At 63.3% G+C, this 24,464-nt stretch carries 23 protein-coding genes; 11 read left to right on the plus strand and 12 right to left on the minus strand.

All coding sequences use genetic code 11. The features are described from left to right. Positions 1 to 5: 5 nt before the first annotated feature. The 5 genes from HOP59_RS21370 to HOP59_RS21390 all read right to left on the minus strand — a co-directional run bounded on the left by HOP59_RS21370 (position 6) and on the right by HOP59_RS21390 (position 4,569). A complete protein-coding gene (locus HOP59_RS21370) occupies positions 6 to 938 on the minus strand; it encodes a carbon-nitrogen hydrolase family protein (protein WP_234255558.1) in 933 nt (310 codons plus the stop codon). After that, positions 938 to 1,348 (minus strand): ketosteroid isomerase-related protein, encoded by a 411-nt coding sequence (locus HOP59_RS21375; protein ID WP_234255537.1) that lies wholly within the window; start codon positions 1,346 to 1,348, stop codon positions 938 to 940. The genes HOP59_RS21370 and HOP59_RS21375 overlap by 1 nt, the downstream gene beginning before the upstream one ends. 182 nt (positions 1,349 to 1,530) lie before the next feature. Then, a complete protein-coding gene (locus tag HOP59_RS21380; RefSeq protein WP_010628853.1) occupies positions 1,531 to 2,538 on the minus strand; it encodes an ArsA family ATPase in 1,008 nt (335 codons plus the stop codon). Between the two features lie 36 nt (positions 2,539 to 2,574). Further along, the gene (locus HOP59_RS21385) at positions 2,575 to 2,877 is read right to left on the minus strand and encodes a cory-CC-star protein (RefSeq protein WP_010628854.1); all 303 of its coding nucleotides are present in this window, start codon (positions 2,875 to 2,877) and stop codon (positions 2,575 to 2,577) included. Between the two features lie 15 nt (positions 2,878 to 2,892). After that, positions 2,893 to 4,569: a carbon starvation CstA family protein gene (locus tag HOP59_RS21390; RefSeq protein ID WP_010628855.1), complete on the minus strand. Its 1,677-nt coding sequence runs from the start codon at positions 4,567 to 4,569 to the stop codon at positions 2,893 to 2,895. Positions 4,570 to 4,864: 295 nt separating this feature from the next. Between HOP59_RS21390 and HOP59_RS21395 the strand changes: the two genes are divergently transcribed. The 7 genes from HOP59_RS21395 to HOP59_RS21425 all read left to right on the plus strand — a co-directional run bounded on the left by HOP59_RS21395 (position 4,865) and on the right by HOP59_RS21425 (position 14,392). Further along, complete coding sequence (locus tag HOP59_RS21395) at positions 4,865 to 5,152, plus strand: hypothetical protein (RefSeq protein ID WP_010628856.1); 288 nt, start codon at positions 4,865 to 4,867, stop codon at positions 5,150 to 5,152. Between the two features lie 147 nt (positions 5,153 to 5,299). Beyond that, complete coding sequence (locus HOP59_RS21400; RefSeq protein ID WP_010628857.1) at positions 5,300 to 5,671, plus strand: response regulator transcription factor; 372 nt, start codon at positions 5,300 to 5,302, stop codon at positions 5,669 to 5,671. Continuing rightward, positions 5,671 to 7,734, plus strand: a complete 2,064-nt coding sequence (locus HOP59_RS21405; RefSeq protein WP_234255538.1) for a 3'-5' exonuclease — start codon at positions 5,671 to 5,673, stop codon at positions 7,732 to 7,734. The genes HOP59_RS21400 and HOP59_RS21405 overlap by 1 nt, the downstream gene beginning before the upstream one ends. After that, complete coding sequence (locus HOP59_RS21410; RefSeq protein ID WP_010628859.1) at positions 7,725 to 7,931, plus strand: hypothetical protein; 207 nt, start codon at positions 7,725 to 7,727, stop codon at positions 7,929 to 7,931. Before HOP59_RS21405 ends, HOP59_RS21410 begins: the two co-directional genes overlap by 10 nt. Positions 7,932 to 7,935: 4 nt before the next feature. Further along, complete coding sequence (locus HOP59_RS21415; protein ID WP_234255539.1) at positions 7,936 to 10,701, plus strand: sensor histidine kinase; 2,766 nt, start codon at positions 7,936 to 7,938, stop codon at positions 10,699 to 10,701. Between the two features lie 294 nt (positions 10,702 to 10,995). Then, a complete protein-coding gene (locus HOP59_RS21420; protein ID WP_234255540.1) occupies positions 10,996 to 12,993 on the plus strand; it encodes a methyl-accepting chemotaxis protein in 1,998 nt (665 codons plus the stop codon). A gap of 175 nt (positions 12,994 to 13,168) precedes the next feature. Then, positions 13,169 to 14,392 carry an EAL and HDOD domain-containing protein gene (locus tag HOP59_RS21425; protein ID WP_234255541.1) on the plus strand — a complete coding sequence of 408 codons (1,224 nt, stop codon included), beginning with the start codon at positions 13,169 to 13,171 and terminating at the stop codon, positions 14,390 to 14,392. Positions 14,393 to 14,422: 30 nt separating this feature from the next. Here HOP59_RS21425 and HOP59_RS21430 read toward each other — a convergent pair whose 3' ends face one another. The 3 genes from HOP59_RS21430 to HOP59_RS21440 form a co-directional block, all read right to left on the minus strand. After that, positions 14,423 to 15,547, minus strand: a complete 1,125-nt coding sequence (locus tag HOP59_RS21430) for a DUF294 nucleotidyltransferase-like domain-containing protein (protein ID WP_234255542.1) — start codon at positions 15,545 to 15,547, stop codon at positions 14,423 to 14,425. A gap of 110 nt (positions 15,548 to 15,657) precedes the next feature. Further along, positions 15,658 to 15,957 carry an HlyU family transcriptional regulator gene (locus HOP59_RS21435; RefSeq protein ID WP_234255543.1) on the minus strand — a complete coding sequence of 100 codons (300 nt, stop codon included), beginning with the start codon at positions 15,955 to 15,957 and terminating at the stop codon, positions 15,658 to 15,660. 105 nt (positions 15,958 to 16,062) lie between these two features. Next, positions 16,063 to 17,283 (minus strand): argininosuccinate synthase, encoded by a 1,221-nt coding sequence (locus HOP59_RS21440; protein WP_234255544.1) that lies wholly within the window; start codon positions 17,281 to 17,283, stop codon positions 16,063 to 16,065. Between the two features lie 200 nt (positions 17,284 to 17,483). Here HOP59_RS21440 and rnt point away from each other — a divergent pair, with 200 nt between their 5' ends. Continuing rightward, positions 17,484 to 18,149, plus strand: coding sequence for a ribonuclease T (gene rnt / locus HOP59_RS21445; protein ID WP_010628866.1), 666 nt, complete (start codon positions 17,484 to 17,486; stop codon positions 18,147 to 18,149). 66 nt (positions 18,150 to 18,215) lie between these two features. On the opposite strand, the gene HOP59_RS21450 is transcribed toward rnt, so the two are convergent. Together HOP59_RS21450 and HOP59_RS21455 are read right to left on the minus strand one after the other, a co-directional pair. Then, the gene (locus HOP59_RS21450) at positions 18,216 to 18,854 is read right to left on the minus strand and encodes an HPF/RaiA family ribosome-associated protein (RefSeq protein WP_026038172.1); all 639 of its coding nucleotides are present in this window, start codon (positions 18,852 to 18,854) and stop codon (positions 18,216 to 18,218) included. Between the two features lie 252 nt (positions 18,855 to 19,106). Next, positions 19,107 to 19,457, minus strand: a complete 351-nt coding sequence (locus HOP59_RS21455; protein WP_010628868.1) for a Grx4 family monothiol glutaredoxin — start codon at positions 19,455 to 19,457, stop codon at positions 19,107 to 19,109. 164 nt (positions 19,458 to 19,621) lie between these two features. Here HOP59_RS21455 and argF point away from each other — a divergent pair, with 164 nt between their 5' ends. After that, positions 19,622 to 20,542, plus strand: coding sequence for an ornithine carbamoyltransferase (gene argF, locus HOP59_RS21460; protein WP_010628869.1), 921 nt, complete (start codon positions 19,622 to 19,624; stop codon positions 20,540 to 20,542). Positions 20,543 to 20,557: 15 nt separating this feature from the next. Here the strand turns inward: argF and HOP59_RS21465 are convergent, their stop codons facing one another. Continuing rightward, positions 20,558 to 21,244, minus strand: coding sequence for an OmpA/MotB family protein (locus HOP59_RS21465; protein WP_010628870.1), 687 nt, complete (start codon positions 21,242 to 21,244; stop codon positions 20,558 to 20,560). After that, entirely contained in the window at positions 21,231 to 22,055 is an 825-nt protein-coding gene (locus HOP59_RS21470) for a motility protein A (RefSeq protein WP_010628871.1), read from the minus strand. Before HOP59_RS21470 ends, HOP59_RS21465 begins: the two co-directional genes overlap by 14 nt. 254 nt (positions 22,056 to 22,309) lie before the next feature. On the opposite strand from HOP59_RS21470, the gene HOP59_RS21475 reads away from it, so the two are divergent. Both HOP59_RS21475 and HOP59_RS21480 read left to right on the plus strand, forming a co-directional pair. Continuing rightward, positions 22,310 to 23,086, plus strand: a complete 777-nt coding sequence (locus HOP59_RS21475) for an EAL domain-containing protein (RefSeq protein ID WP_010628872.1) — start codon at positions 22,310 to 22,312, stop codon at positions 23,084 to 23,086. A 100-nt stretch (positions 23,087 to 23,186) separates the two neighbouring features. Continuing rightward, positions 23,187 to 24,398 carry an EAL and HDOD domain-containing protein gene (locus tag HOP59_RS21480; RefSeq protein WP_234255545.1) on the plus strand — a complete coding sequence of 404 codons (1,212 nt, stop codon included), beginning with the start codon at positions 23,187 to 23,189 and terminating at the stop codon, positions 24,396 to 24,398. The last annotated feature ends 66 nt before the right edge of the window (positions 24,399 to 24,464 follow it).

Here is a 24,464-nt window from a genome sequence, read left to right on the forward strand (position 1 = left end):
TCGGCTCAGGCCGTCTCCGGTACTTGGTCTAACTCCGGCATGCCATCGGCCAGGGGCCGGGGCATCGCCTCCTCCCACGGGCGCAGAGGGGCGGCAAGCTGAGCGGGCCAGTCGCGATCGTTGGCCACCTGGGCGCTTTCGCGGCTACGTTCCAGGGCCGACAGATCGAGTTCGTGGCAGGCCCAGAGCGTCTCGCCGTGGGTGGCGGCCAGTACCCCATCGGCGGGGAAACCGTGATCCATGGGTGCGTAGAGGGTCGCCTCGCCAGTGTTGACGTCCAGCGCCGGGCTCCAGGCCGCCTCGCCCGCCGTGACCGCCTGGGCCACGAAGAAACGGTTCTCCAGCGCCCGGGCCAGACAACCCACCCGCACCCGGGTCGCACCGGCCGCGGTGTCGGTGCAGCTCGGCACCAACAGCAGGCGCACTCCGGCCTCGTACTGGGCCCGCACCGGCAGCGGAAACTCCACGTCATAGCAGACCGCGATCCCCACCCGGTGACCATTGCAGTCGAACCCGTGCAGCGCATCGCCCGGCTCGATCACGCCGCTGGACTTCTCGTAGCCGGTGAGCTGCAGCTTGTCCTGCCAGCCGTGCAGGCCGTCCGGGGCAAACCAGTCGGCGCGGTTACGGTAGCGGCCTTCACTCACCTCAAGCAGGAAGCTGCCCGGCACGATATGGAGATCGAGCTCTCGTGCCAGGCGGCGGTAGAGGTCGCACCAGGCCTGACGCAGCGGCTGTAGCGCTGCCAGGGAGGCGTGCAGGTCGCTGCGCACCTCGGTGGCGAAACCGGCAGCGAGTTCCAGGCTCAGGTACTCTGGAAGCACCGCGATGCGGGCACCCAGCGCCTTGGCCTCGGCCAGACAGGCCGCCTGGCGACGGGCGAAGGCGTCGAAGTCCGCTGGCATGCCGATCGGATACTTGGCTACCGCTACCCGCATCACGCCTCGGCTCCCACCTGGCGCAGCCACTCCTGCAGGTTGTAGTAATTGGTAACCCGAGTGATCTTGCCGTCGCGTACCTCGAAGAAGGCACCGCCCGGCAGCACGTAGCGCTGGCCCTGAGCCGGCGGCAGCCCTTCATCGGTGGCGCGGTACTCGCCGTGCACCACGTATTCGGCGGCCGCCCGCGCGCCGTCGGGCGTGGCCATAACGACGACATCTTCGAGGCGTTCCACATAGCTGCGGTCCATGCGCGCCAGGAAGGCACGGAAGGTCTCGCGACCGCACTCCCGCTCACCCTGGTTGAGATCATGCACCACCGCCTCGTCGAGGCAGGCCAGCATTGCCTCCCAGTCGCCGCGGTTGAAGGCCGCGTAGTATTGCTGAATCAGTTGCACGCTGTCGGACATGGTCTCTCCTGCAAATCACCGGTGGTTCGAAAGGCGCCAGTGTAGCCAGAGTGGCGCTTTCGGAACACCACGTGCCCGACACGAGACTATTGCTCCACGACAGTAATCGAAAGGTTCTCAGGCCCCCTGCCCAGAAACAGCCCCTTCTCAGAAACAGCCCCTTCTCAGAAATAGCCCCCTTCTCAGAACCCGATCGCTTCCAGCCGATCGGCCAGTTCCTCGAGGGTGGCCAGGCCCTGTACGTCGGTGGGCAGCCAGGGCAACCGGGGGCGCGGAAGATGGCCCAGCTCGGCGTCGATACGCGCCAGATAGCTGGCCTCCTGTGTACGGCGAGCACGCAGGAAGTCGCCATCGGCCTCATCGGGGATCACCCGGTTGACCAGCGTGCCAGCCACCGGGATCTTCACCGCCTCGAGTGCCGCCACGGCGCGGGCGGTCTCGAGGATCGGCAGCCGCTCCGGGGTCAGCACGAAGAGAAAGCCGGTGCGCTCGGGATCCTCCACCCGACGCCGCGCCTGGTGGAAGAGCCGGCGCCGTTCGATCAGGGTGCGTGCCACGTCCCGGGTGCGCTCGTCGAGCTCGCTGAGCGGGTCCTCCTGTGGGTCGTCGAAGGGGGTGGCCACGTCGCGTCCGCGCTTGGGGGTCAGATGCGACAGCACCTTGCCCAACTCTTCGGACTTGCGATTATGGGCCAGCAGGCCGTCGGTCCAGGCCGCCATTGCCTCGGGCAGGCTGAGCAGGCGCAGTGTATGGCCGGTAGGGGCCGTGTCGAAGATGATCAGGTCGTGCTCGGGATCCTCGGCGGTGATGAGCCGCGAGAGCCGCTCCAGCAGCGCCGCCTCCTGGGTCCCGGGCGACTGGCGGGTCAGCCGCATCTGGCGCTCCAGCTCCGCCATCATCTGCGGTGCCGCGAAGCGACGCATCTGCTCGGTGACCCGCGCCAGATGCGCCTCCACCTCGGCATCCGGGTCGATCTCCATGGCATCGAGGTTGGGCAGCAGGCGCCGCGGCACGTCGCCCAGCTCACGGTCGAAGACGTCGCCCAGACTATGGGCCGGATCGGTGGAAACCACCAGCACGCGCCGCTCCCGTCGCGCCGCCAGTACCGCCAGCGATGCAGCCACGGTGGTCTTGCCCACGCCCCCCTTGCCGCCTACCCAGAGCAGGCGTTTATCAAGTAAATCCTTCATACAGAATCCTACGTGTCGAGCGTCCTGCCAGGATTCTCAACAGCATTTGAAGTGATCCAATGGCGACCTCTCCATGCCCATACGCTTGTGCCAGTCATGGAAGCGCTCCAGCAGCAGTGGCTGCAGCTCGAGGGTGTAATAGGCGGCCGGGTTGGGCACGCCCATCATTTCCGAGAAGACCAGCAGCATGAACAGGTCGTCCTCGTCACGGCGGGCCCGGGCGATGGCCCCGCGATAGCGCGAGGAGTAGACCTCCTCGGCGAAGAAACGGGCCTGGCTGAGCCAGGCCCGAATCCTTTCGAGACGAGGATCATGCGAATCGTCATGATCGTCGTGCATGTCGTCCTCCGCGGTTCACTCCTGCTGCTCGGCCATCTCCGCCCTGGAGCGCTTGAGCGCCGAGGCGCACTCCATGGCGACCAGGATCGCCGCAATCAGCACCACGATGTCGAGGATCAGCAGGAAGTAGTTGCCCTGTGCGAAGAAGGCGCGCAGCTGAATCAGCAGTGCGGCAATGGTCATCACCAGCAGGAAGCACAGCGGCACCAGGGTGTACCACATGGGACGCCGCAGGCGAACCAGCATCACCGTGATGACCAGCAGCGTCAGGCCGGCCAGCAGTTGGTTGGTGGTACCGAACAGCGGCCAGATGATCATGCCTCCGGTACCGTCCGCCCCGCCCGCACCGAAGGCCAGCAGCAGACAGCTACCCACCGCCAGCAACGTCGCCGGGGCGCTCTTCTTCATCCACGGCTGGTTATAGATGTCGCCCCACTCCTGGAAGATATAGCGCTGCAGACGCAGGCCGGTGTCCATGGTGGTACCGGCAAACAGTGCCGCCATGACCGTTAGCAGCGTGGCCGCAGTCACTTCGTTGAGGCCCAGCCCGTTGTGAATCATGTAGGCGCCGCCCTCGACGAAGGCATTGACACCGCCTTGGCCGAAGGCGGTATACATGGCCTGCCAATCGGCGAAGGTGGCGAAACCGGCGGTAGCGGCAAGAATGGCGGCCAGCGCCAGCATGCCCTCGCCCACGGCACCGAAGTAGCCGACGAAACGGGCGTCGGTTTCCTTGTTGAGCTGCTTGGATGTGGTGCCGGAAGAGACCAGGCCATGGAAACCCGATATGGCGCCACAGGCGATGGTGACGAACAGCAGCGGTATCATCGAAGGTGTTCCCGCCGGCACGTCCGGGTTGATAGCGGGCGCCACCAGGGTCGGATTGAGGAACAGAATCGCGCCATAGAGCACGATCAGACCGATGAAGAGCTGCAAGCCGTTGATGTAGTCGCGGGGCTGGAGCAGCACCCACACCGGCAACAGCGAGGCAATCGCCGCGTAGCCGAACAGGATCAGGATCCATACGGCGTTACCGGAAAGCGCCCCCACCTCGGCAGGCATCTGTACCGGCACCGCAGGGCCGATGAAGATCAGCACGTAGAGCGCAACGACCCCGAGTATGGAGACGACCGGCAGACTGAGGATGCGCCGATAGATCAGCTGACCGATGATCAGCGCCACCAGGATCGCGCCCCATACCGGTACCACTGCCGTGGAGAAATTCATCATCAAGCCGGCGATGACCACGGCGAATACCGCGTTCACCATCAGCAATACGAGGAAGATGACGATCATGAAGATGCTGCGGGCGCGCTTGCCGACCACATCGCCGGTCAGGGCGCCGACGGATTTGGCCTTGTTGCGCACGCTGGCCCAGATCGCGCCGAAATCGTGCACCCCGGCAAAGAAGATGGTGCCCAGCACGACCCACAGAAAGGCCGGCAGCCAGCCCCAGATGACCGCAATCGCAGGCCCGACGATGGGCGCGGCACCGGCCACCGAGGTGAAATGATGACCCCAGAGGATGAATCGATTGGTGGGGACGAAATCCACCCCGTCTTCGTATTCGTGAGCAGGCGTCTTGAAGTCGGGATCGAGACGATAGATCTTGGTGGCAATGAAGCGTGAGTAGAGGAAGTACCCCGCTGCCATTCCGCCTAGACCCAGGATCAGCAGAACGATAGCACTCATTCCGATCGGCTCCTTTTTGAGGAAGGTTCTTTTTCTTTCTTGTTGCCTCGCATGTTTCGCGATTCATGAAACAGTTCAGCACATGTGCGCTGAATGGATAAGGATGAGCAGAGCGAGCCGACAAGTCCACTTTCAGGCCTGAATCAGTCCATTTTCTTACCCTAAAGTCGTAGCAAACGGGCGCAGCGGACATGACCGTAAGCCGGGATCATCAACTTGATCCAAGGTCGTACAGCTTCATGCGATGGTGCGCGTTACGCTGCCAGGAAAGTCCCGACGTAAAGCGATGAGACCCATGTCAGAAAGCCTGCTCCAACTCGCCATGGCCGGTGCCTTCGGTGCCTTCATCGGTCTGCTGTTTCGGGTCACCCGCCGTCCTGGTCAGGCGCGCGCCTTCACTTTCTCCCTGGTGGGGCTGGTTGCTGGCATCACCGCCTACCTGATCTTCCATGTCCTGACCCGCACCACCGGCGCCCCGCCCTGGCTGCTGCCGGTGCTGGTGCTGGTGCAGGTGTGGCTGTGGCTCGGCCCCCTGGGACCGAAATTCCGTCATCTCGGAAAGGATAGCGACGAGCCCCGCTGAAGAGGCTCGCCCTCGCTCCTGCCCGGCTGCCTGACATCCCTTTCCCGGCAATACCGAACGCCTTCTGCCAAGGTCGTCTTTGCTGCCCTCGGTATGCGCACTAGACTGGTGATTAACAAGACATAAATACGTTCCAAGGAGTGATGAATGGCCAAGGTACTGGTGGTGGACGATGAGCCCAACATCGTCCTGTCGCTGGAGTTCCTCATGCAGCAGGCCGGTTTCGACGTGGACACGGCTGAGGATGGCGAAGGTGCCCTGGCCAAGGTCGAGGAGTCGCCACCCGACCTGATTCTTCTCGATATCAGCCTGCCCGGCATCAGCGGCTTCGACGTGCTGGAACAGCTGCGCCAGGACGCTCGCCACGCCAGGCTTCCCATCATCATGCTCACCGCTCACGGCCGTGAGGTGGAGCGGGAAAAGGGGCTGGCGCTGGGCGCCGACGACTACGTCACCAAGCCCTTCTCGACCCAGGCCCTGGTGGAGAAAGTCAAATCCCTGCTGGCCGAGGATGCCTGATGAAGGGCGGCAAGCTGCCCAAGCGTCAGCGCCTGATCGGCCTGTGGCTGTTGCTCAGCGGCATCAGCCTGCTGGGTGGGGCCATCTTCGCCGCCTGGCTGGATAGTCTGTTTCAGCCTGAGGGACTGGCCCGGCTGGTGCTGTGGCTGGGCTGCTTCTCCGGCGGTGGCACCATCTTCCTGGTGGGGCTGCTGTTGGAGCGCATGCTGTTCACCCCGCTGCGCCATCTGCAGGTCCAACTGGCGCGCCTGGTAGCCAACCCGGACGCCCGCGAGGACTACCCGCCGGAAGGCTGGCTGCGCGGCCTGGGGCCCGACCTGATGCGGGTGCGCGAAGCCTGGCGCAGCGACCGGACGCGTCTCGCCACGGCCCATGCCGAAGGCGCACGCAGCGCCGCTCGTATACGTCAGGAGTTGGAAACGCTGCTGCAGGTGCTCGACACCCCCCTGCTGCTGTGCGATCACCATCGTCGCCTGCTGCTCTTCAACCAGGCGGCCGAGGCCTTGTTCGCAGGGCACCCCGGACTTGGCCTGGGCAAGCGGCTCGATGCGCTGCTGCCGGTGTCGAGCCTGCAGGATTCTCTCGCCCAGCTACCCGACGACGGCTCGCCGCGGGAACTGCTGATGCCGTGCAGCGAGCGCTGGCTGCATGTCGCCATGCGCCGCGTCCCGCAGAGCAACGGCGAGACACTGCTGACTCTCACCGATGCCACCGCTGCCTGGACCAGTGAAATGGGTGCCCGTGCCGGCCTGGCGGAGCACATGGCACCGCTGCGCCGCCACGGCGCCAGCCTGGCCAGTGCCGCCGAAGCGCTGAGCAGTGTGCGTCATGCCAGGCACATCGACGAGACACTGCGTCAGCGCCTCGAAGCGGTCATCGAGGAAGAGAGCCTCGCCCTCGGCCAGGAGATCGAGAACCTCGGCCGCCTGATCGACGACATGCAGCAACAGGGAGAGCGCCTGGTACCGCTGTGGTCCAACGATTTGTGGCAATCGCTCAACGAGCGGCTCGGCGACAATCCCATCGAAGTGCTGCCCATCGGTATGCCGGCCTGGTTCAAGGGCGACGCCCCGGCGCTGCTGGTCATGCTCGAGTCCCTGCTGGAGCGCTTGAGCGAGCATACCGGTACCACCGACTTCGAAGCCGAAATGCTGCTCGGCAACCGTCGTGTCTATCTCGACCTGATCTGGCCCGGACGCCCGCTGTCGCAGCGCGAGCTGTCGGTCTGGTGCTCTCAGCGCCTGGAGACGCTGCCGCTCTCGCCGAGGGTCGGCGACCTGCTGCGCCAGCACGCCAGCGATGCCTGGAGCCTGGCGGACCCTGACGGCAAGCATGCCCGGCTACGGCTGCCACTGCCGGCGATGGAGCGCGTCGGCGCCCCACCCAGCCAGTTGCCGCCGCGGCCGGAGTTCCATGACTTTGGTATTGCCGACCTGCCGCCGCCAGATGCCGAACTGGCACGCCGCACTCTGCGCACGCTTGAAATCGTCGCCTTCGATACCGAAACCACCGGCCTCGAGCTGCGCCGGGGCGACACCGTGATCAGCATCGGCGCCTGCCGCATCGTCAACGCGCGACTGCTGGCCAGCGACATCTTCGACGTACGCGTCGACCCCGGCAAGCCGATCCCACCCGCCAGTACGGCAATACACGGCATCACCGACGACGACGTGGCGGGCGCTCCGCCGCTGCCGGTCGTACTGCCCCGCTTTCGCGACTACATCGGCGATGCCGTGATTCTGGCCCACAATGCCGCCTTCGATCTGCTGGCCCTGCAATCGCCAGGCAGCGGTGCCGCGCTCGAGATGCCGGTGCTCGATACCCTGCTGCTCTCGCGGGCGCTGGACGAAAGCCTGGACGGGCACGACCTGGACACCCTGGCCGAACGCTACGACCTTAGCTTCCCGCCGGGCACGCGCCATACGGCCCTCGGTGATGCTCGCGTGACGGCCGAGCTGTGGCTTGCGCTGCTGCCGCGGCTGGAGGCGCGTGGCATCGATACCCTGGAGCAAGTACTGGCACTGCAGGCCACCGCCTTCGACAAGGAGGACGCATGCACATAGACTCCTCCACCCCGCGGGCCCGGCTGATGGCGCTGATCGGCCTGGCGCTATTGCTCTTTTCGCCACCGCTGGTGCTGATCTTCGACCGCTCTCCTGCTGCCACCCTGTCGTGGCTGCCTCTCTATATTTTCGTGGCCTGGCTGCTGGTGATTGCCCTGGCTGCCTGGCTGATGGAGCATCGTCGGGAGGACGACTGACACGATGAGAACCGATCCGACGGTGCTGACGGTCGCCTTCGGCTACCTGGCACTGCTGTTCGTGATCGCCGCCTGGGGCGACCGGCGCGCCGAGCAAGGCCGTTCCATCATCGGCTCGCCCACCGTCTATGCCCTGTCGATCGCCGTCTACTGCACCGCCTGGACCTTCTACGGCAGCGTAGGGCGGGCAGCGGAATTCGGCCCGAGTTTCCTGCTGATCTACCTGGGACCGACCCTGGCCATGCTGATGGCGCCGATGCTGATCCGCAAGATGGTCAGAATCGCCAGCACCCAGCGCATCACCTCCATCGCCGACTTCATCAGCGCCCGCTATGGCAAGAGCTCCGGCCTGGGTGCACTGGTGGCCATCATCGCCCTGATCGGCATCACGCCTTACATCGCCTTGCAGCTCAAGGCGATCACCCTCAGCCACGCGGTGCTGGTCAACTACCCCGATGCCGCTGAATTCCGCCTTACCGACGAGAGTTTCTGGGTCGACAAATCGTTCTGGGTAGCGCTGGTGCTGGCGGTCTTCATCATTCTGTTCGGCACCCGACACCTGGACGCCAGCGAGCGCCACGAGGGTATGGTGGCCGCCATCGCCTTCGAGTCGCTGATCAAGCTCGTTGCCTTCCTCACGGTAGGGGTGTTCGTGGTCTTCGTGCTGTTCAACGGCCCGGGCGATCTGTTCCGCCAGGTAGCGGACAGCCCCGAGCTCTCCGGAGTACTGGGGCTCGATGCCGTGCCCGGTGGCGCCATTGGCTGGGTGGGCACGCTGGTGCTCGCCTTTCTCGCCTTCCTCACCCTGCCCCGCCAGTTTCAGGTGCTGGTGGTGGAGAACGTCGACGAGCGCCACCTGGAACGCGCCAGCTGGCTGTTTCCTCTCTACTTGGTGGCGATCAATATCTTCGTCATTCCCATTGCCATGGCGGGACTGCTGCTGCCGGTGGGTAACAGCGACCCAGACAGCTTTGTGCTCACGCTGCCGCTCTCGGCGGGCATCGAAGGTATCCCTCTGCTGGTATTCATCGGCGGGCTTTCAGCCGCCACTGGCATGGTAATAGTGGAAACCATCGCGCTCTCCACCATGGTCAGCAACCAGCTGATGATGCCGCTGCTGCTGCGCTCCAAGCGGCTGCATCTGAGCTCTCAGGGGGAGCTCGCCGGCTGGCTGCTCGGTATTCGCCGGGTGGCCATCGTGCTGATTCTGCTAATGGGCTATCTCTATCACGCGCTGATCGGCGACTCCTACAGCCTGGTGACCATCGGCCTGGTCTCGTTCGTCGGCGCCGCCCAGTTCGCCCCGGCCATGCTGATCGGCATGTACTGGCGCGGAGCGACCCGCGCCGGAGCCACGCTGGGCCTGCTGGCCGGCTTCATCATCTGGTTCTACACCCTGCTGCTGCCGGGCTTCGCCCAGTCGGGATGGCTGGATGCTACCTTCCTGGAACAGGGCCTGCTGGGTCAGGCGTGGCTGCGCCCCTATGCGCTGTTCGGCCTGGAGGGTTTCGACATCTACAGCCACTCGCTGATGTGGAGCCTGCTGGCCAACGTAGGGTTGCTGGTAGGGGTTTCACTGTTCACCCGTCAGAGCCCGGTGGAACAGACCCAGGCGGCGCTGTTTACCGAGGCGATGAATCCGGGGCTGCAGCACACTTCGCTGTGGCGCGGCCAGACCACACGCGGCGAGCTGCAGAGCCTGCTCAGCCGCTACCTGGGTGCCAGCGCCACGGGCAGAATCCTGGCCGACCAGCACGGCAACCTCGCCGACGATGCTCCTGCCCCTCCGGCCCTGATCGCCCGCGCTGAGCAGGCCCTTTCGGGGGCGCTGGGCAGCGCCTCCGCACGGGTATTGATCAACTCGGTGGTACGCGGCGAGGCGCTGGACCTGGAGTCCATTCTCAGCATTCTCGATACCACCTCCCAGACTCTGGAGTACAACCGTCGCCTGGAGCAGAAGTCCCACGAACTGGCACGGATCGGCGAGGAGCTACGCGCCGCCAACGAGCGCCTGCGGGAACTGGATCGGCTGAAAGACGAATTCGTGGCCATGGTCAGCCATGAACTGCGCACCCCGCTCACCTCGATACGCGCCTTCGCCGAGATCCTGCGCGACGGCAAGGATCTTCCCGAAGAGAAGCGCGTGCATTTTCTCGAGGTGGTGGTGCTGGAGAGTCAGCGCCTGTCGCGCTTGATCGAGGAGATCCTCGATCTGGCACGTCTGGAGAGCGGACGGTTGACGCTGAGCCCCCAGCGTCTCGACCTGGTGGCATTGATACGCCATAGCGTGGATGCCGTGCACCGGCTGCAGGAGGACCGCGGCGTTTCCCTCGAGGTCGACCTGGAACTCGAAGAGGCCCCCATCATCGGCGACCCCGACCGCCTGGAGCAGGTGATCATCAATCTGCTCGACAACGCCGGCAAGTTCGCCGACGACGACACCCCCAGAGTGCGCCTTCACCTGACCCGCCACGACCAGTGCTTCCGCATGAGCGTGGAGGACAACGGACCGGGCATCGGTCCCGAGGAGCGCGAGCGGGTGTTCGAGAAGTTCCATCAGATCAAGCGCTATGGCGGCGCCAGCGGCAAGGCCCGCGGCCGCCCGCGCGGCAGCGGGCTGGGTCTGCCGATCAGCCGCGGCATCATCAGCCATCTTGGTGGCCAGCTATGGGTCGACGACGCCACCACGCTGAAGGGCGCCTGCCTGGTCATGGAACTGCCTATAGCAGCCACGGAAGCCAAGCCCAGAGAAGTGCAAGGCTGCGACTGAATTGCCTCAGGGGCCAGCGCCTTGTTCGTCAGCAGTCCAAGAGGCTTCTTGGATTTTCATGACAGTTTTCTTACCGATCCCTAAAGTTACTTAGGCTTTAGCCGATAGCGTCCGTGTAGAGTGGCTTCGGCCTCTCTCACCCAGACCGTTCCTCGCGTTTCCATAACAAAAACAGATCAAACCGATTCCGCGCACCTCCCCACCCCAGGGTGGAAGGCGGCCGCGCGCCACCGCAATCGTTGCGCCGACGGAACGGGACCCGACCAAAGAAAAGAGCCTGCAAGAGAGCCCTAAATGAGAGCATTGTCCCGCTTGACCCTTACGCAAAAATTGCTCGGCGCCATCGGCCTGCCGCTGCTGGCGGCTTTCCTGGCCCTTGGCGTGATCGTCCATACCCAGCTCAACGCCACCATTCCGCCGATGGTGGAGAACACCAGCATGCGCCAGGTGGAAGCCCGCGCCGATGAGATCGGACGCTGGATCGCCGGCTACCGCACCCTGTTGAGCGGGCTGGCCAAGGACGAACGCCTGGCCGTACCCGTCAACGTCGAGTCGCATCTCGAATGGCTGAAGTCCCGTCACCCGGGCGATGCCACTATCGAGTCGTTCTACTTTGCCGATGCCACCGGCGACACCATTACCCATACCGGCGCCCGGGCCGACATCTCCGGGCGCGGATACTTCAAGGATCTGGTCGTCGACGGTACGGCTGACCGGCTGCTCGGCAACCCGGTGCTCTCATTGGTCAGCGGCAAGCCGACGGCCATCATCGCCGAGACGATCTTCGATGCCCGCGGCAACCGTATCGGGTTGCTTGGCATCACTCTCTCCATGGCGGCGGTTTCCGACATCACCTCAGCCATCGACGTTGGTGAAGGCAGCTACGGCTACATGGTCGACCGCACAGGCGTGGTGGTTGCCCACCCGGATCCCGAAGTTCGTATGGAGCTACGAGTTACCGAAGCCGACCAGGCCGGATTCACGGGAGCCAATGCGCTGGGCCAGCAGATGATGGCGGGCGAGCCAGGTATCGGCCGGGTCATCTCGCCCTTCGGCGGTGCCGTCACGATGGTGTGGCATCCCATAGACGGAACCGATGGCTGGGTGCTGGCTGCCGCCATTCCCAATACCGTTTTCACCCGTGTCAGCAGCAATCTGCTCTTCTCGCTGCTGCTCGCCGGTGTGGCCACGCTGGCGCTGCTGTTGACCATCGTCGCGATCTCGGCGCGCAAGGTGCTCGCTCCCATCCGCCGGACCACGCTGGCCATGGCCGACATCGCCCAGGGCAAGGGCGATTTGACTCAGCGCCTGCAGGTAGACAGCAAGGACGAAGTGGGTCAGCTCGCCCACCAGTTCAACGCCTTCGTCGAACGTATGCAGAATACGTTGCTCCAAGTACGCGAGAACGCTCGCACGGTGCTGGCCGGCGCAGGCGACATCGCCGATGGCACTCAGGAACTCTCATCGCGTACCGAGCAGGCTGCGGCCAATCTTCAGGAGACCTCTGCCTCCATGGAAGAGATCCACTCCACCGTGTCGCATACGGCTCAGGCCTCCGAACAGGCCAATGGTCTGGCCGTGAATGCAGCGAGCGTGGCCGAACGCGGCAACGAGGCCATGACCGAAATGCGAAGCAAGATGGCAGCCATCGATGAATCGGCCAACAAGATCAGCAACATCATTGGCCTGATCGACTCCATCGCCTTCCAGACCAACATTCTGGCCCTCAACGCCTCAGTGGAGGCGGCTCGTGCCGGCGAGCACGGACGCGGTTTCGCCGTGGTGGCACAGGAAGTGCGCAACCTGGCCAGTCGCTCCTCCGATGCGGCAAAGGACATCCGCGGATTGATCGACACCTCGGTCAAGCACACCCAGGAGGGCGGCAAGATCGTACAAGAGGTCGTCGAGAGGATGATGGAGCTGCGCCAGAGCGTGGTTCAGGTTTCGGATGTGATCAGCGAGATCACTGCCGGCGCGCGGGAGCAGACCGCGGGCATCGACCAGGTGAATACGGCAGTGGCCGAGATGGACACCATGACGCAGCAGAACGCCGCCATGGTCAATCAGAGCGCCAGCCTGGCAGCCACCATGCACGAGAATGCACGCCTGCTCGACGAGCTGATGTCCACTTTCGTCCTGGGCGATGCGCCTGCCTGCAGCACTGCGACGCCTCGTGCCCCATCACGCAGCGCACTTCCGGCACCTTCCTCCGCCATGTCACGGCCGGCGGATCCGAAGCCACAGCCCCGGAAGCGTGAGAAGGAATCCGAAGAGGAGTGGGCAACCTTCTAGCACCTGCCGGACGGCAGGTCGTCGCAGTTAGACCTGCCGCCCGTTTCCCGCAGACTTGGCTGCCACGCTGGCCGAACCAGCTTTTCACAAAGGGTCATATTTTCTTAACCTGAGTTAAAGAAAAATTCATTTCAGCCGATCTCATCAGGAGGAGCGGCAATCCGAGAGCATGGGTATGACACAGGGAACCGGTAGTGCAACTAGCCTTCTGTTGGCCTCACAGCCGATCTTCGACCGGCATGGCAAGATAAATGCAGTCGAACTCTTGTACCGCAGCGAAACCGGGCTTAGCGTGGCGGATGTCGGCGAGGATGTCGCAACTGCAGAAGTGGTGTATCAGCTCTGCACCGCCATCACGCAGAGAGTCAATGCGTTCAAGGTGCCTGCCTTCGTCAACGTATCCGCTGAGATTCTATTGTCGCCACATTTCCTGCCTCTAACGCCCAACCATATCGTGGTCGAGCTGGTAGAGCGCCTGCAGCCCACCCAGGAGTTGATCGAAGCCGTACAGTGTCTCCATGCTCGAGGGTATCGGTTCGCACTGGACGATTTTGCCTTCAAACCCAGCTGGGAGCCCCTGATCAGCATGGCCTCCTACATCAAGGTCGATATCTCGTCCGTAGCACCAGCAGAAGTAAAGCGACATAAAGAGAGACTTTCCCACCTGAATCTCAAATGGGTGGCAGAACGCATCGAGACCCTGAAAGAGCGGGATATCTACCTACAGTTGGGTTTCGATCTCTTTCAAGGATATTACTATGCGCGCCCCACTCCGGTATATGGCAAGAAAATTCCTACCGCCTCGCTCCACGCGACCGCCTTGCTTCACGTCCTGCACCAACCGGAACCCGGCATCGATGAAATCATCGCACTGGTAGAGGCCGACCCGGAGTTGGCTCTCAAATTGACCCGGGTGGCTAACAGTGCCTTCTATCGCCCTCGTGCTCCTATCAATTCATTGCATGGTGTCGTTACGCACCTGGGCTTACGTCAGTTGACCAGTTGGGTCGCCTTGTTCGGATTACTCGGTGATGCAAAGTCGGAACATGCCGAGTTGGCGCTGACGCGAGCTAAAGCGTGCGAAATGCTGGCGAAACAGGATGCACTGCGAGAACAGGATGCCTATTTCATCGGCCTGATATCCACGGCAGAGTTGTTGCTCGGTGTTTCCCGGGAAGAGTTTCTCGAATGCCTCGAGCTGGATGCCGCAACGACCGAGGCCATTGTGCATCGCAAGGGAGACTATGGGAGCGTCTTGCAGCGCATCGAAGCGACGGAGCGCCACTTTGCCATGCGTGAATCAGGGCTTTCCGGTGAAAAGGATCAGCTGATGACGTTATATTGCCACGCCCATAACACCGCTTTCGAGCTGCTTGCCACACTCGCCGCGGTGAGGTGAGCCAGAGATTCGCCACCTCGGTGCCAGCCGCTATCTGCGGCCGCTCTGTGCCATTCGCACTAGGCGGCGGATGACCTGCATATCGTGACGCAGCAGCAGACGCTGGTCCTCTTCCAGCCGGGTCGCGTCGACCCAGCCGTCCGGCGCCCCACCCGCCTTCAGGCTCACCAGTTGCGCCTGCAGCAGCAGCTCCTGCAGGCGGTCAAACGCCGCGATGCCCGCCCTGGCCTGCTGCGCCGTCAGAGCCCCCTTGAGTACCAGCGCCGGCAGCCGCAGGCGCGTATCTGGCACACTCACGCCATGGCGCAGCGCCAACAGGCGCACGGCATTGACCAGCGGCAACAGCCCCTGACGCTTGAGGTTCAGGGCATTCTCGTGGGGCGCTCCGTCGCCGTCTCCAGCCAGCCGCCCGAAGCGGTCCAGTGCCACCGGCAGTTCATCGAGCAGTTGCGCCATCTCGTCGAGGAACAGGCTGGCCCTGGGCATGATGAGACGAACATGTTCGGCCAGGGCGTCGGCAAGCGCAGCATCGCCGAAGGCCGGGTGAAAATCGAGCAGGATGTTGCTCTGTTGTACGCGCTTGACCCGCCGCTCCTGGGTCCACAGAGTTAGCTGTTCGCACCACTCGGAGAGGCGCTTGCGCCACATCGGCCAGCGTGCCATCACATGGCCGTTGCACAGCGGTATGCCCGCCTCGTCGAGGCGCGCGGTGAAGCGTTCGCCCAACGCCTGGAAGAAGCCGTCGATCTCGGTATGACGGGCGTCCGGGTAGTCGGCCACGATCATGGCGTTGTCCTGATCGGGCCCCAGCAGGCTTTCGTGACGCCCGGCAGAACCCAGCGTCAGTACGCAGAATTCCACCGGGGGCTTGCCCCAGCCCTGCCCCTGCATCTCGTTGAGCGAGAGCAGAATGGCACGCCGGTAGAGCAATTCGTTGTGATCGCTGATCAGCTGGCTGATACGCCAGGCGGGCAGGTCGAGCCGCTCGAGCGCCTCGACCAGCCGCGGCTGCCAGGCATGGGCGGCAGGAAGATCGGTCGCCAGCTCCAGTTCGTCCAGCGCTTCGCACAGCGGCGCCAGCAAGGTTGCCGACGCCGGTGGTGTATCGCCCGCGAAGAGTTCACGCCAGGGCGAGGCCCGGTGCAGTAGTTGCATGTCGTCTCCCCACCACTCATGTGTATTAGGAGCTAGTGTATCGAGACCAGCACCGCCACACACTTGGGCCAAGGGATGAGGATACGGCACGATCCTCCGCTACGGCCGGCTCAGCGCGGCTCGAACATGCCGTCGCCGACCTGATCAATGTAGCGCTGTGCCTTGCTCACCATCAGCTGGTCGCAGGCCTCACGGCCCGGCACCAGATCGGAGCGCTCGAAACGATGCTCGAGCAGCTCGCCATCGGCACCCGGCTTGCGAATCCAGCCGCTGACGCGGTACTGGCCGCCCTGCTCGACCGGCTCCGAGACGATCTGGTAGCCGTTGTACTCCACCGGCTCGGCGGCCTTGGCCGTGGCCGGCTTGACCTCACCGCTGCCGAACAACCCACCCAAAAGTTTCTTCAGCATCGTTCTCTCCCCTACCGTTTTTCCCTACGAATTCTTCCCTACCAGCTTTTTCAAACGACAGCGCCGGCCCTGGGGCCGGCGCATCATCGCAGCGAAACGGGCAAATCAGGCCTGTTGGCGGCCCTTGCCGGCCGCTATCCGCAGACGCAGGGCGTTGAGCTTGATGAAGCCCTCGGCATCCTTCTGATTGTAGGCGCCGGCATCGTCCTCGAAGGTGGCGATGGACTCGTCGAACAGCGACTGCTCGGACTTGCGACCGACCACGGTGGCATTGCCCTTGTAGAGCTTCATGCGCACCACGCCGCAGACGTTCTTCTGTGTCTCGTCGATGGCAGCCTGGAGCATGCGACGCTCCGGACTCCACCAGTAGCCGTTGTAGATCACCTTGGCGTACTTGGGCATCAGCTCGTCCTTGAGGTGCGCTTCCTCACGGTCGAGGGTGATCGATTCGATGGCGCGGTGGGCGCGCAGCATGATGGTGCCACCCGGTGTTTCATAGCAGCCGCGGGACTTCATGCCGACATAGCGGTTCTCGACGATGTCGAGACGGCCGATACCGTTGTCGCCGCCCAGCTTGTTGAGCCTCTCGAGCACTTCGTGGGGCTTCATCGGCTTGCCGTCGATGGCGACGACGTCACCCTTGTCATAGGTGAGCTCGACGTAGGTGGGCTCATCCGGCGCGGCCTCGGGCGACACGCTCCAGCGCCACATGTCCTCCTCGGCCTCGGCCCACGGATCCTCGAGGATGCCGCCCTCGTAGGAGATGTGCAGCAGGTTGGCGTCCATGGAGTACGGCGACTTCTTCTTGCTCTTGGAGAAGTCGATGGGAATGTCGTGCTGCTCGCAGTAGGCCATCAGCTTTTCGCGGGAAGTGAGGTCCCACTCGCGCCACGGCGCGATCACCTTGACGCCGGGCTTGAGCGCGTAGGCACCCATCTCGAAGCGTACCTGGTCGTTGCCCTTGCCGGTGGCGCCGTGGGAGATGGCATCGGCACCGGTCTCGTTGGCGATCTCGATCAGGCGCTTGGCGATCAGCGGACGCGCGATGGAGGTACCCAGCAGGTACTCGCCTTCGTAAATCGTGTTGGCACGGAACATCGGATAGACGTAGTCGCGCACGAACTCTTCACGCAGGTCCTCGATGTAAATTTCCTTCACACCCAGCGCCTGGGCCTTGGTACGCGCCGGCTCGACTTCCTCGCCCTGACCGATGTCGGCGGTAAAGGTCACGACTTCGCAGTTGTAGGTTTCCTGCAACCACTTGACGATGACGGACGTGTCCAGGCCGCCGGAATAGGCAAGCACGACCTTCTTGACATCGGACATTCGGGGGCTCCTCTCAGGTAAACGTCACAGAGCGAGCAGTATAGCGTGGCTGCCGGCTGGCGAATACCGGCGACAGGACGTATCGCAGCCAAGCTGATAGACTTTTGCTCCAAACGCAGCGGCCTGGCCATGGCTGGCCAGTACCACGGCGATACGACGACAGCGACAGGCAGCGAGAGGGAAGTGATGAGGAGAGGCGCATGAGCGAGGCGATCACCCGCGAGTTGATGGCCCAGCGGTTTCGCAGTTTCCTGCCGGTGGTGGTCGATCTAGAAACCGGCGGTTTCAACGCCGAACGCGACGCCATTCTCGAAATCGCCGCGGTGACGCTGACGATGGACCCGGAAGGCAACCTGATGCCCGACGCCACCTACGCCTACCATGTGCAGCCCTTCTCCGGCGCCAACGTGGAACAGTCGGCGCTCGACTTCACCGGGATCAAGCTCGACGACCCGCTGCGCCAGAAGGTCGCGCTTTCCGAGGCCGAAGCCCTGGGTGAGATCTTTCGCCCGGTGCGCAAGGCGATCAAGTCCCACGGCTGCACCCGCGCCGTGCTGGTGGGCCACAACGCCGCATTCGATCATGGCTTTCTCAATGCCGCGGTCAACCGCTGCGGCATCAAGCGCAACCCCTTCCATCCCTTTTCCAGCTTCGACACCGCCAGCCTTTCGGGGCTGGTCTACGGCCAGACGGTACTGGCTCGGGCCTGTCGTGCGGCGGGCATCCCCTTCGACAACCAGGAAGCGCACTCGGCACGCTACGACACCGAGCGCACCGCCGAGCTGTTCTGCGCCATCGTCAACCGCTACAAGGACCTCGGCGGCTGGGCGCTGGCGCAGCGTGAGCAGGGCCTCGAGGAACTCTGACGCTCTGCTCCAGGGCTCTCAGTACAGGGCTCTCTCAGTACAGGGCTCTCTCAGTACTACAGGCTCTCAGTGACGGGGCTCCTGCTCCCAGCCGGCGGGCATGTCGAGGTCGTCCTCACCATCCGCCGCGCCGCCCACGCCGGGCTTGTCGATGATCTGTATGGAGCTGGCCTGTAGTCCTTCGTCGCCTTCGTTAGGCTCGAAACGCACCCGGGTACCCACGGTCAAGCGGTCGAAGTCGCCGTGCAGCACCGCATTGCGGTGAAAGTAATATTCCTGGCCGCTGATGCTCTTGAGAAAGCCGTAGCCATCCTTCTCGAACATGCGCACTACCGTCGCCACCGGCGGCAATGGCTCGTCGTTGTGCTGCTTGACCTTGCCGTCACGCTTGGCGGTCTGCTTCTTGAGCTGCTTCTCCATCGCTTCGAAGGCGCTGCGAATGATGGGGCGAAGCTGGACCTGGGGGTCGGTTACCTTGTCGCTCTTCTCGGCCACGAGTTCACCCTTGGCCGGTAAGGTCACTTCGACCTGGGCTCGATAGGGGTTGCCTGTCTTGTGGGGATTCTGGGTCTGCTCGATGGTGACGCGGCAGGAGACGATATCCTTGCTGAAATTCTCAAGCTTGGCCACGCGGGAGCGTACGTACTCATCGATCCACGCCGAGCGCGAGACATGCTGGTAGGTGATTTCCAAAGGCGTTTGCATGCTTCCTCCCTGTCGTTTCAGGAGGCGGCGAACGACGTTCCCGGCGGTATTCGCCTTGCGTTCGAAGCCACCTGCTGCCTGAATCCATTTCGGGCCTTGTCCCGTTCAGCGTGGTAGCGGGACCGAAGGATTTCAATCGACTCTGTTCTGGGTTTTGGTAACCCGAGGTAAGTGAGCAAGTACCGGCCCAACAGTGACAAGGCCCACGAGCCGAAGCTCGTGGGCCTTGTCGAACCCTGCGGGGAAACGGGATCAGGCGTTACCGCCTTCCTCGTTGGCGTTGGCCCGGGCCGCCGCGTCCTTGATCAGTTTTTCCAGCTCACCGCTTTGATACATCTCGGTGACGATGTCGCAGCCGCCCACCAGCTCGCCGTCGACCCACAGCTGGGGGAAGGTTGGCCAGTTGGCATACTTGGGCAGTTCGGCGCGGATGTCGGGGTTGTCCAGCACGTTGACGAAAGCGAAGCGCTCGCCACAGGACATCAGAGCCTGCACGGTCTGGGCGGAAAAGCCGCACTGCGGCAGCTGGGGTGTGCCCTTCATGTAGATCAGGATGGGGTTTTCGCTGATCTGGCGCTGGATGTTCTCGATGGTAGTGCTCATGTGCGCTCCCTGTTGGAAGATGTGGTGGCTGAGGATGCAGAGGAAAAATACCCTAGTGCAACGCTCAGTCTTTTACTCATGGCCCCATTCTACTGATGACGAGCGAATTGCGCATCCCCCGCCGGCTGGATAGGATGGTGGTTTTTTCGCGCGGAGAGATCGCCATGGCGACACGCCATTTCCTGACCCTGTTGGACCTGAGCCCCGACGAGCTGCACTACCTGATCCAGCGCGCCATCACGATCAAGAATCGCCTGCGCGCGCAAGGGCCTGTCTACGCGCCGTTCACCAATCGCACGCTGGCGATGATCTTCGAGAAGTCGTCGACGCGCACCCGGGTCTCGTTCGAAACCGCCATGGCGCACTTCGGTGGCCACGCGCTGTTCCTCTCGCCGCGCGACACGCAGCTCGGCCGCGGTGAGCCGATCGAGGACACCGCCAGGGTGCTCGCGGAGATGGTCGACATCGTCATGATTCGTACCTTCTCCCATGCCGGCCTCGAGACCTATGCCGCGGCAAGCTCGGTACCGGTGATCAATGCGCTCTCCGACGATTATCACCCCTGCCAGCTGCTGGCCGACGTGATGACCTGGACCGAACTGCGCGGCAGCGTACGCGGACGCACGGCGGTATGGATCGGCGACGGCAACAACATGTGCCACTCGTGGATCAACGCCGCGCGCCAGTTCGATTTCCAACTGCGGGTGTGCTGCCCCGAGGGCTACGAGCCGCGCCAGGACATTCTCGCTGCCGCCGGCGACCGGGTCACTCTGTTGCGCGACCCCGCCGAAGCCGTGGCCGGTGCCGATCTGGTCACCACCGACGTGTGGGCCTCGATGGGCCAGGAAGAGGAACAGGCCAAGCGCGAAGCCGACTTCGCCGGCTTCCAGGTCAGCGAGGCGCTGCTCGACCTGGCCAAGCCGGACGTGCTCTTCCTGCACTGCCTGCCGGCCCACCGCGGCGAGGAGATCAGCGAGACGCTGCTCGACGATCCGCGCGCCGTGGTATGGCAGGAAGCCGGCAACCGCCTGCATGCCCAGAAGGCGCTGATCGAGTTTCTGCTACTGGGCCGGGTCGATCACTGAGGGGGCTAACGCCCCCTAGCTATCCCGCAACTCCTGATGCAACAGCAGCTCCACGCGGCGGTTGGCGGCACGCCCCTGGATGGAGTCGTTGCTCTCCATGGGGCGTGTGTCGGCATAGCCCACCGCCCGCAGCCGCTGGGAAGACACCCCAAGCTCGGAGAGATAGCGCAGCACGGCGATCGCACGCGCTGAAGAGAGCTCCCAGTTGGAGGGAAACTGGGCGGTGGCGATGGGAATGTCGTCGGTGTGCCCTTCGACCGAAATGTCCCCGTCGAATCTTTCCAGCGTTTCGCGCAAGCCACTCAGGACCTCGCGCCCCTGCGCCGTCAGGGTGGCCTGGCCACTGCTGAACAGCAGGTTGTCATCGATACGCAGGGTGATGCCACGCTGCCCTTCGGCGACGCTGACGCCCTCGATGTTCAGACTCTGCAAGCGCGGCTGCAACCCCTCGTGCTGCGGCTTGAGCCCCGCTCCCGCCACCATCCGTGCCGCCGCCTCGGCCTGAGGAGTGATCGCCGTGGCCACCTCGCCGCCATGACGACTGCCTTGCACGGCCAGGCCGTTCCCGGCCAGCGAGAGCAGTAGCACGAACAGTGTGATCAGCAACGTCAATACGTCCAGGTAGCTGACCAGCCAGCTTTCTTCATCCCCCTCTCCAGAAGCCGGGGGATGCAGCACGTTGCGGGTGCTACGGTCCAGCATTCTGCACCTGATCGTCGATAGCGTCGCGCTTGGCCACGCTGGGATCGCGGATTTCATCGTGATAGTTGGCAACGAAGGAGTTGAGGGTCTCCTCGATGAACGACGGCAGACGCCGCTTGGTGATGAGCGAGATGCCCTCGAGCACCATGTTCATGGCGATCAGACGCTCTTCGGTGCGCCGCTCCAGCTTCACGGCGATCGGCTTGAACACCAGGTTGGCCAGCAGGATGCCGTAGAAGGTAGTCAGCAAGGCCACCGCCATGCGCGGTCCGATCACGTGTAGGTCACCGGACTCCATCACCTCGAGCATGTTGACCAACCCCACCAGGGTACCGATCATGCCGAAGGCCGGTGCATAGGTTGCCATGGTGCGAAATATCTGCGCCTCGGCGTGCTCGCGGGCCTTGAGGCGGGCAATGCGCCAGCGCAGCAGATCGAAGATCTCTTCTTCCTTGGTGTTGGCAATGACCAAGTGAATGCCGGTACGCAGGAAGGGGTTGCGCGCCTTCTCCAGTGCCGCCTCGACGGCCCTGACGTCGCCCTTGAACCACAGTCGCGAGATGTCGACCAGCTCCTTGATGTCGTCCCTTATGTAGGTGTTCTCGCGCCGAAACACCAGCCCCACCAGACGCACCACCCTGACGACTTCCTTGAGCGGATAGCTGATGAAGGTCGCCGCCATGGTGCCCGCCAGCACGATGGCCAGCCCCGGCAGATTGAGAAAGCTCTGGGGCGATTCGGCAGTGAAGAACAAGACGCTGACGAGCAGCACGACACTGGCAAACATGCCGATGATAGTCGAGGGATTCATTCATGCTCCTGTGATGCGCGGGCATCGAGTCTAACGAAAATTATCGGCAGCGATAGCGAGCGCTTTAATTCGATACCGAGATTGCTTATGAACAATTGATACAGATCAATTTTCACTGAGCGACTAAAGTTTTTACCAGCACCGCCGATAGGATGGTCAAGTGGGCTTGACCGGTGACGATTAGACGAGACGGTGAGTGCACTGCACTGCTCAAACACGCAGACGATACCGAACAGGCCCGGGAAGGAGTTGCCATGCATCGATGCGCCGAGAAGGAGGGACACTGCGAACGCTGCGAAGGCGAACTTCCTTTCGACTTCACCATGGCCTTCCAGCCGATCGTCGATCTGGGCTCGGCCAGAATCATCACCTACGAGGCTTTGGTGAGAGGGCCCGCCGGCGAATCTGCAGGCAGCATCCTGGCCAAGGTGACGCCCCGCCTGCTCTACCGCTTCGATCAGGCCTGCCGCATCCGCGCCATCGAGCTTGCCAGCCGGCTCGGCATGCGCGAGAGCCTGTCGATCAATTTTCTGCCCAATGCCGTTTACGAACCCCAGGCGTGCATTCAGGCGACGCTGGCCATTTCCCAGAAGGTTGGGTGGCCGACGGAGCGGTTGGTGTTCGAGGTTACCGAAAGCGAAAAGGTGCAGGACCAAGAGCACTTGCGCAATATCATCGAAGCCTATCGCAGCATGGGATTCACCACTGCCCTGGATGACTTCGGCAACGGCTTCGCCAATCTCGATCTGTTGACGATACTGCACCCGGACCGGCTCAAGATAGACCGCGCCCTGGTGATGGGTTGCGATGACGACGTTCGCCGACAGGCGATTCTCAGAGCCCTCGTCAGCCTTGCCGGGGAGCTCGGTATCGACCTGATTGCCGAGGGCGTGGAGACCCGCGACGAGGCACTGTGGCTGGGGCGTCACGGCATTCCGAAGCAGCAGGGCTTCTTTCATGCGCGCCCCGCCCTCGAGAGCCTCGCACCGGATCTCGAACCGGGCCTCGCGGCGCTGCGCCAGGCATTGTAGATGCTGCAAGCGCAGGACAAGCGGCACCGGAGCCGCCGTCATATCTGGAAACATGAGAACATACCTGGGTGTTGCAACACTCAGCAGGGAGCCAAGCCACATGCCCGACCAAAGGGGTCCAGAGCCTTTCACCATCGCTCTCCATCCGGTTCACGATGCCAGCCACCATCACGTGGCGGATCGTCTCGTCTACACCCGGCGCAGCGACGCCGAGGATGAGGCCGAGGACCTCATGTCCGCTACCGCCCGGGCCCTGGCCAGCGCCGTCTACGAGCTTGGCGATGCTGGGCTGCTAGGCGACAGGACGCTGTTCGTCGACCTGCCCCTGGAGTGGCTCGATCGCCCCGAACTGCTGCCCACCCCGGCACCGCGGCTAGCGCTTGGCGTTGCCGAAGCCAGTACGCTGGATAGCGAGCTGCTCGGGCGCCTGGATGACATTCGTGAGCGAGGCTATCGGGTCATCGTGCCTTCTCGGCTGTTCAAGCAGGATCCCGAGGCGTTGCTTGGCCGCTGTGACATCATACAGCTGAGCTCACCCAACGAACTGGACGAAAAGACGCTGGAAAAGCTCCCGGCTCGCAATATCAAGCTACTGGTCGGCAATCTCGACAGCCGCGATGCCCTGGAGCGTTACCAGATGATGGGCTGCGATTACTATGACGGCGACTATCTGGCACGCCCCAGCTTCATTGCCTCGCCGCCCCGTGGACGCCACGGCAACCGCGCCGCCCAGATTCGCCTGATTCGCGCCCTCTATGAGGAAGACAGCAGTGACCTCAACCGACTGCACGAGCTGGTGGTGCAGGTGCCTCATCTGCATGTGGCGATTCTGCGCCGCGCCAACTCTACCTATTTCAATCCTGGCGGCAAGGCGGTCGATCTGCAGCGTGGGGTACAGATCCTGGGGTTGATAGAACTGCGTCGGCTGATCCTGACCCTGACCCTGGCAAGTCTGCAGCCCTCATCCCGCATCGTGCTGCGTATGGCGCTGATCCGCGCCTTCATGTGCCGTCATCTGGCGGCCCCCTTCCCTACTCTCGATCCCGAGGATGCCTTCACCACCGGGCTGTTCTCGATGATGGATGCCCTGCTCGAAGAGGATCGCAATACCTTGCTCGACCACCTGCCTTTGGGCGAACCGATCATCAAGGCATTGAAGTATCGCAGCGGACCTCTCGGTGCCGTGCTCGTCCTGTGCGAGAACCACGAGCGCCAGGTCGAAGAAGCTATCGATGAAGTTCCCGCTGACCGACTGCATGGCTGCTACATGAACGCACTGGCCAGCACCAAGGCGTTGATGGATAACCTGTAGGCATGCGAGAGCTGCCTAACCGCGCCGGGTGCTTGGAGAAAGCCTTACGCTTGGGAAACCCTTGCG

The sequence above is a fragment of the Billgrantia aerodenitrificans genome (assembly GCF_021404405.1).
GTDB classification, from domain to species: Bacteria; Pseudomonadota; Gammaproteobacteria; order Pseudomonadales; family Halomonadaceae; genus Halomonas; species Halomonas aerodenitrificans.

Bases quoted from the DNA above. Each gene is read 5' to 3' on its own strand.
- HOP59_RS21370 (WP_234255558.1), bottom strand. From the start codon at position 938: ATGCGGGTAGCGGTAGCCAAGTATCCGATCGGCATGCCAGCGGACTTC.
- HOP59_RS21375 (WP_234255537.1), bottom strand. From the start codon at position 1,348: ATGTCCGACAGCGTGCAACTGATTCAGCAATACTACGCGGCCTTCAAC.
- HOP59_RS21380 (WP_010628853.1), bottom strand. From the start codon at position 2,538: ATGAAGGATTTACTTGATAAACGCCTGCTCTGGGTAGGCGGCAAGGGG.
- HOP59_RS21385 (WP_010628854.1), bottom strand. From the start codon at position 2,877: ATGCACGACGATCATGACGATTCGCATGATCCTCGTCTCGAAAGGATT.
- HOP59_RS21390 (WP_010628855.1), bottom strand. From the start codon at position 4,569: ATGAGTGCTATCGTTCTGCTGATCCTGGGTCTAGGCGGAATGGCAGCG.
- HOP59_RS21395 (WP_010628856.1), top strand. From the start codon at position 4,865: ATGTCAGAAAGCCTGCTCCAACTCGCCATGGCCGGTGCCTTCGGTGCC.
- HOP59_RS21400 (WP_010628857.1), top strand. From the start codon at position 5,300: ATGGCCAAGGTACTGGTGGTGGACGATGAGCCCAACATCGTCCTGTCG.
- HOP59_RS21405 (WP_234255538.1), top strand. From the start codon at position 5,671: ATGAAGGGCGGCAAGCTGCCCAAGCGTCAGCGCCTGATCGGCCTGTGG.
- HOP59_RS21410 (WP_010628859.1), top strand. From the start codon at position 7,725: ATGCACATAGACTCCTCCACCCCGCGGGCCCGGCTGATGGCGCTGATC.
- HOP59_RS21415 (WP_234255539.1), top strand. From the start codon at position 7,936: ATGAGAACCGATCCGACGGTGCTGACGGTCGCCTTCGGCTACCTGGCA.
- HOP59_RS21420 (WP_234255540.1), top strand. From the start codon at position 10,996: ATGAGAGCATTGTCCCGCTTGACCCTTACGCAAAAATTGCTCGGCGCC.
- HOP59_RS21425 (WP_234255541.1), top strand. From the start codon at position 13,169: ATGACACAGGGAACCGGTAGTGCAACTAGCCTTCTGTTGGCCTCACAG.
- HOP59_RS21430 (WP_234255542.1), bottom strand. From the start codon at position 15,547: ATGCAACTACTGCACCGGGCCTCGCCCTGGCGTGAACTCTTCGCGGGC.
- HOP59_RS21435 (WP_234255543.1), bottom strand. From the start codon at position 15,957: ATGCTGAAGAAACTTTTGGGTGGGTTGTTCGGCAGCGGTGAGGTCAAG.
- HOP59_RS21440 (WP_234255544.1), bottom strand. From the start codon at position 17,283: ATGTCCGATGTCAAGAAGGTCGTGCTTGCCTATTCCGGCGGCCTGGAC.
- rnt (WP_010628866.1), top strand. From the start codon at position 17,484: ATGAGCGAGGCGATCACCCGCGAGTTGATGGCCCAGCGGTTTCGCAGT.
- HOP59_RS21450 (WP_026038172.1), bottom strand. From the start codon at position 18,854: ATGCAAACGCCTTTGGAAATCACCTACCAGCATGTCTCGCGCTCGGCG.
- HOP59_RS21455 (WP_010628868.1), bottom strand. From the start codon at position 19,457: ATGAGCACTACCATCGAGAACATCCAGCGCCAGATCAGCGAAAACCCC.
- argF (WP_010628869.1), top strand. From the start codon at position 19,622: ATGGCGACACGCCATTTCCTGACCCTGTTGGACCTGAGCCCCGACGAG.
- HOP59_RS21465 (WP_010628870.1), bottom strand. From the start codon at position 21,244: ATGCTGGACCGTAGCACCCGCAACGTGCTGCATCCCCCGGCTTCTGGA.
- HOP59_RS21470 (WP_010628871.1), bottom strand. From the start codon at position 22,055: ATGAATCCCTCGACTATCATCGGCATGTTTGCCAGTGTCGTGCTGCTC.
- HOP59_RS21475 (WP_010628872.1), top strand. From the start codon at position 22,310: ATGCATCGATGCGCCGAGAAGGAGGGACACTGCGAACGCTGCGAAGGC.
- HOP59_RS21480 (WP_234255545.1), top strand. From the start codon at position 23,187: ATGCCCGACCAAAGGGGTCCAGAGCCTTTCACCATCGCTCTCCATCCG.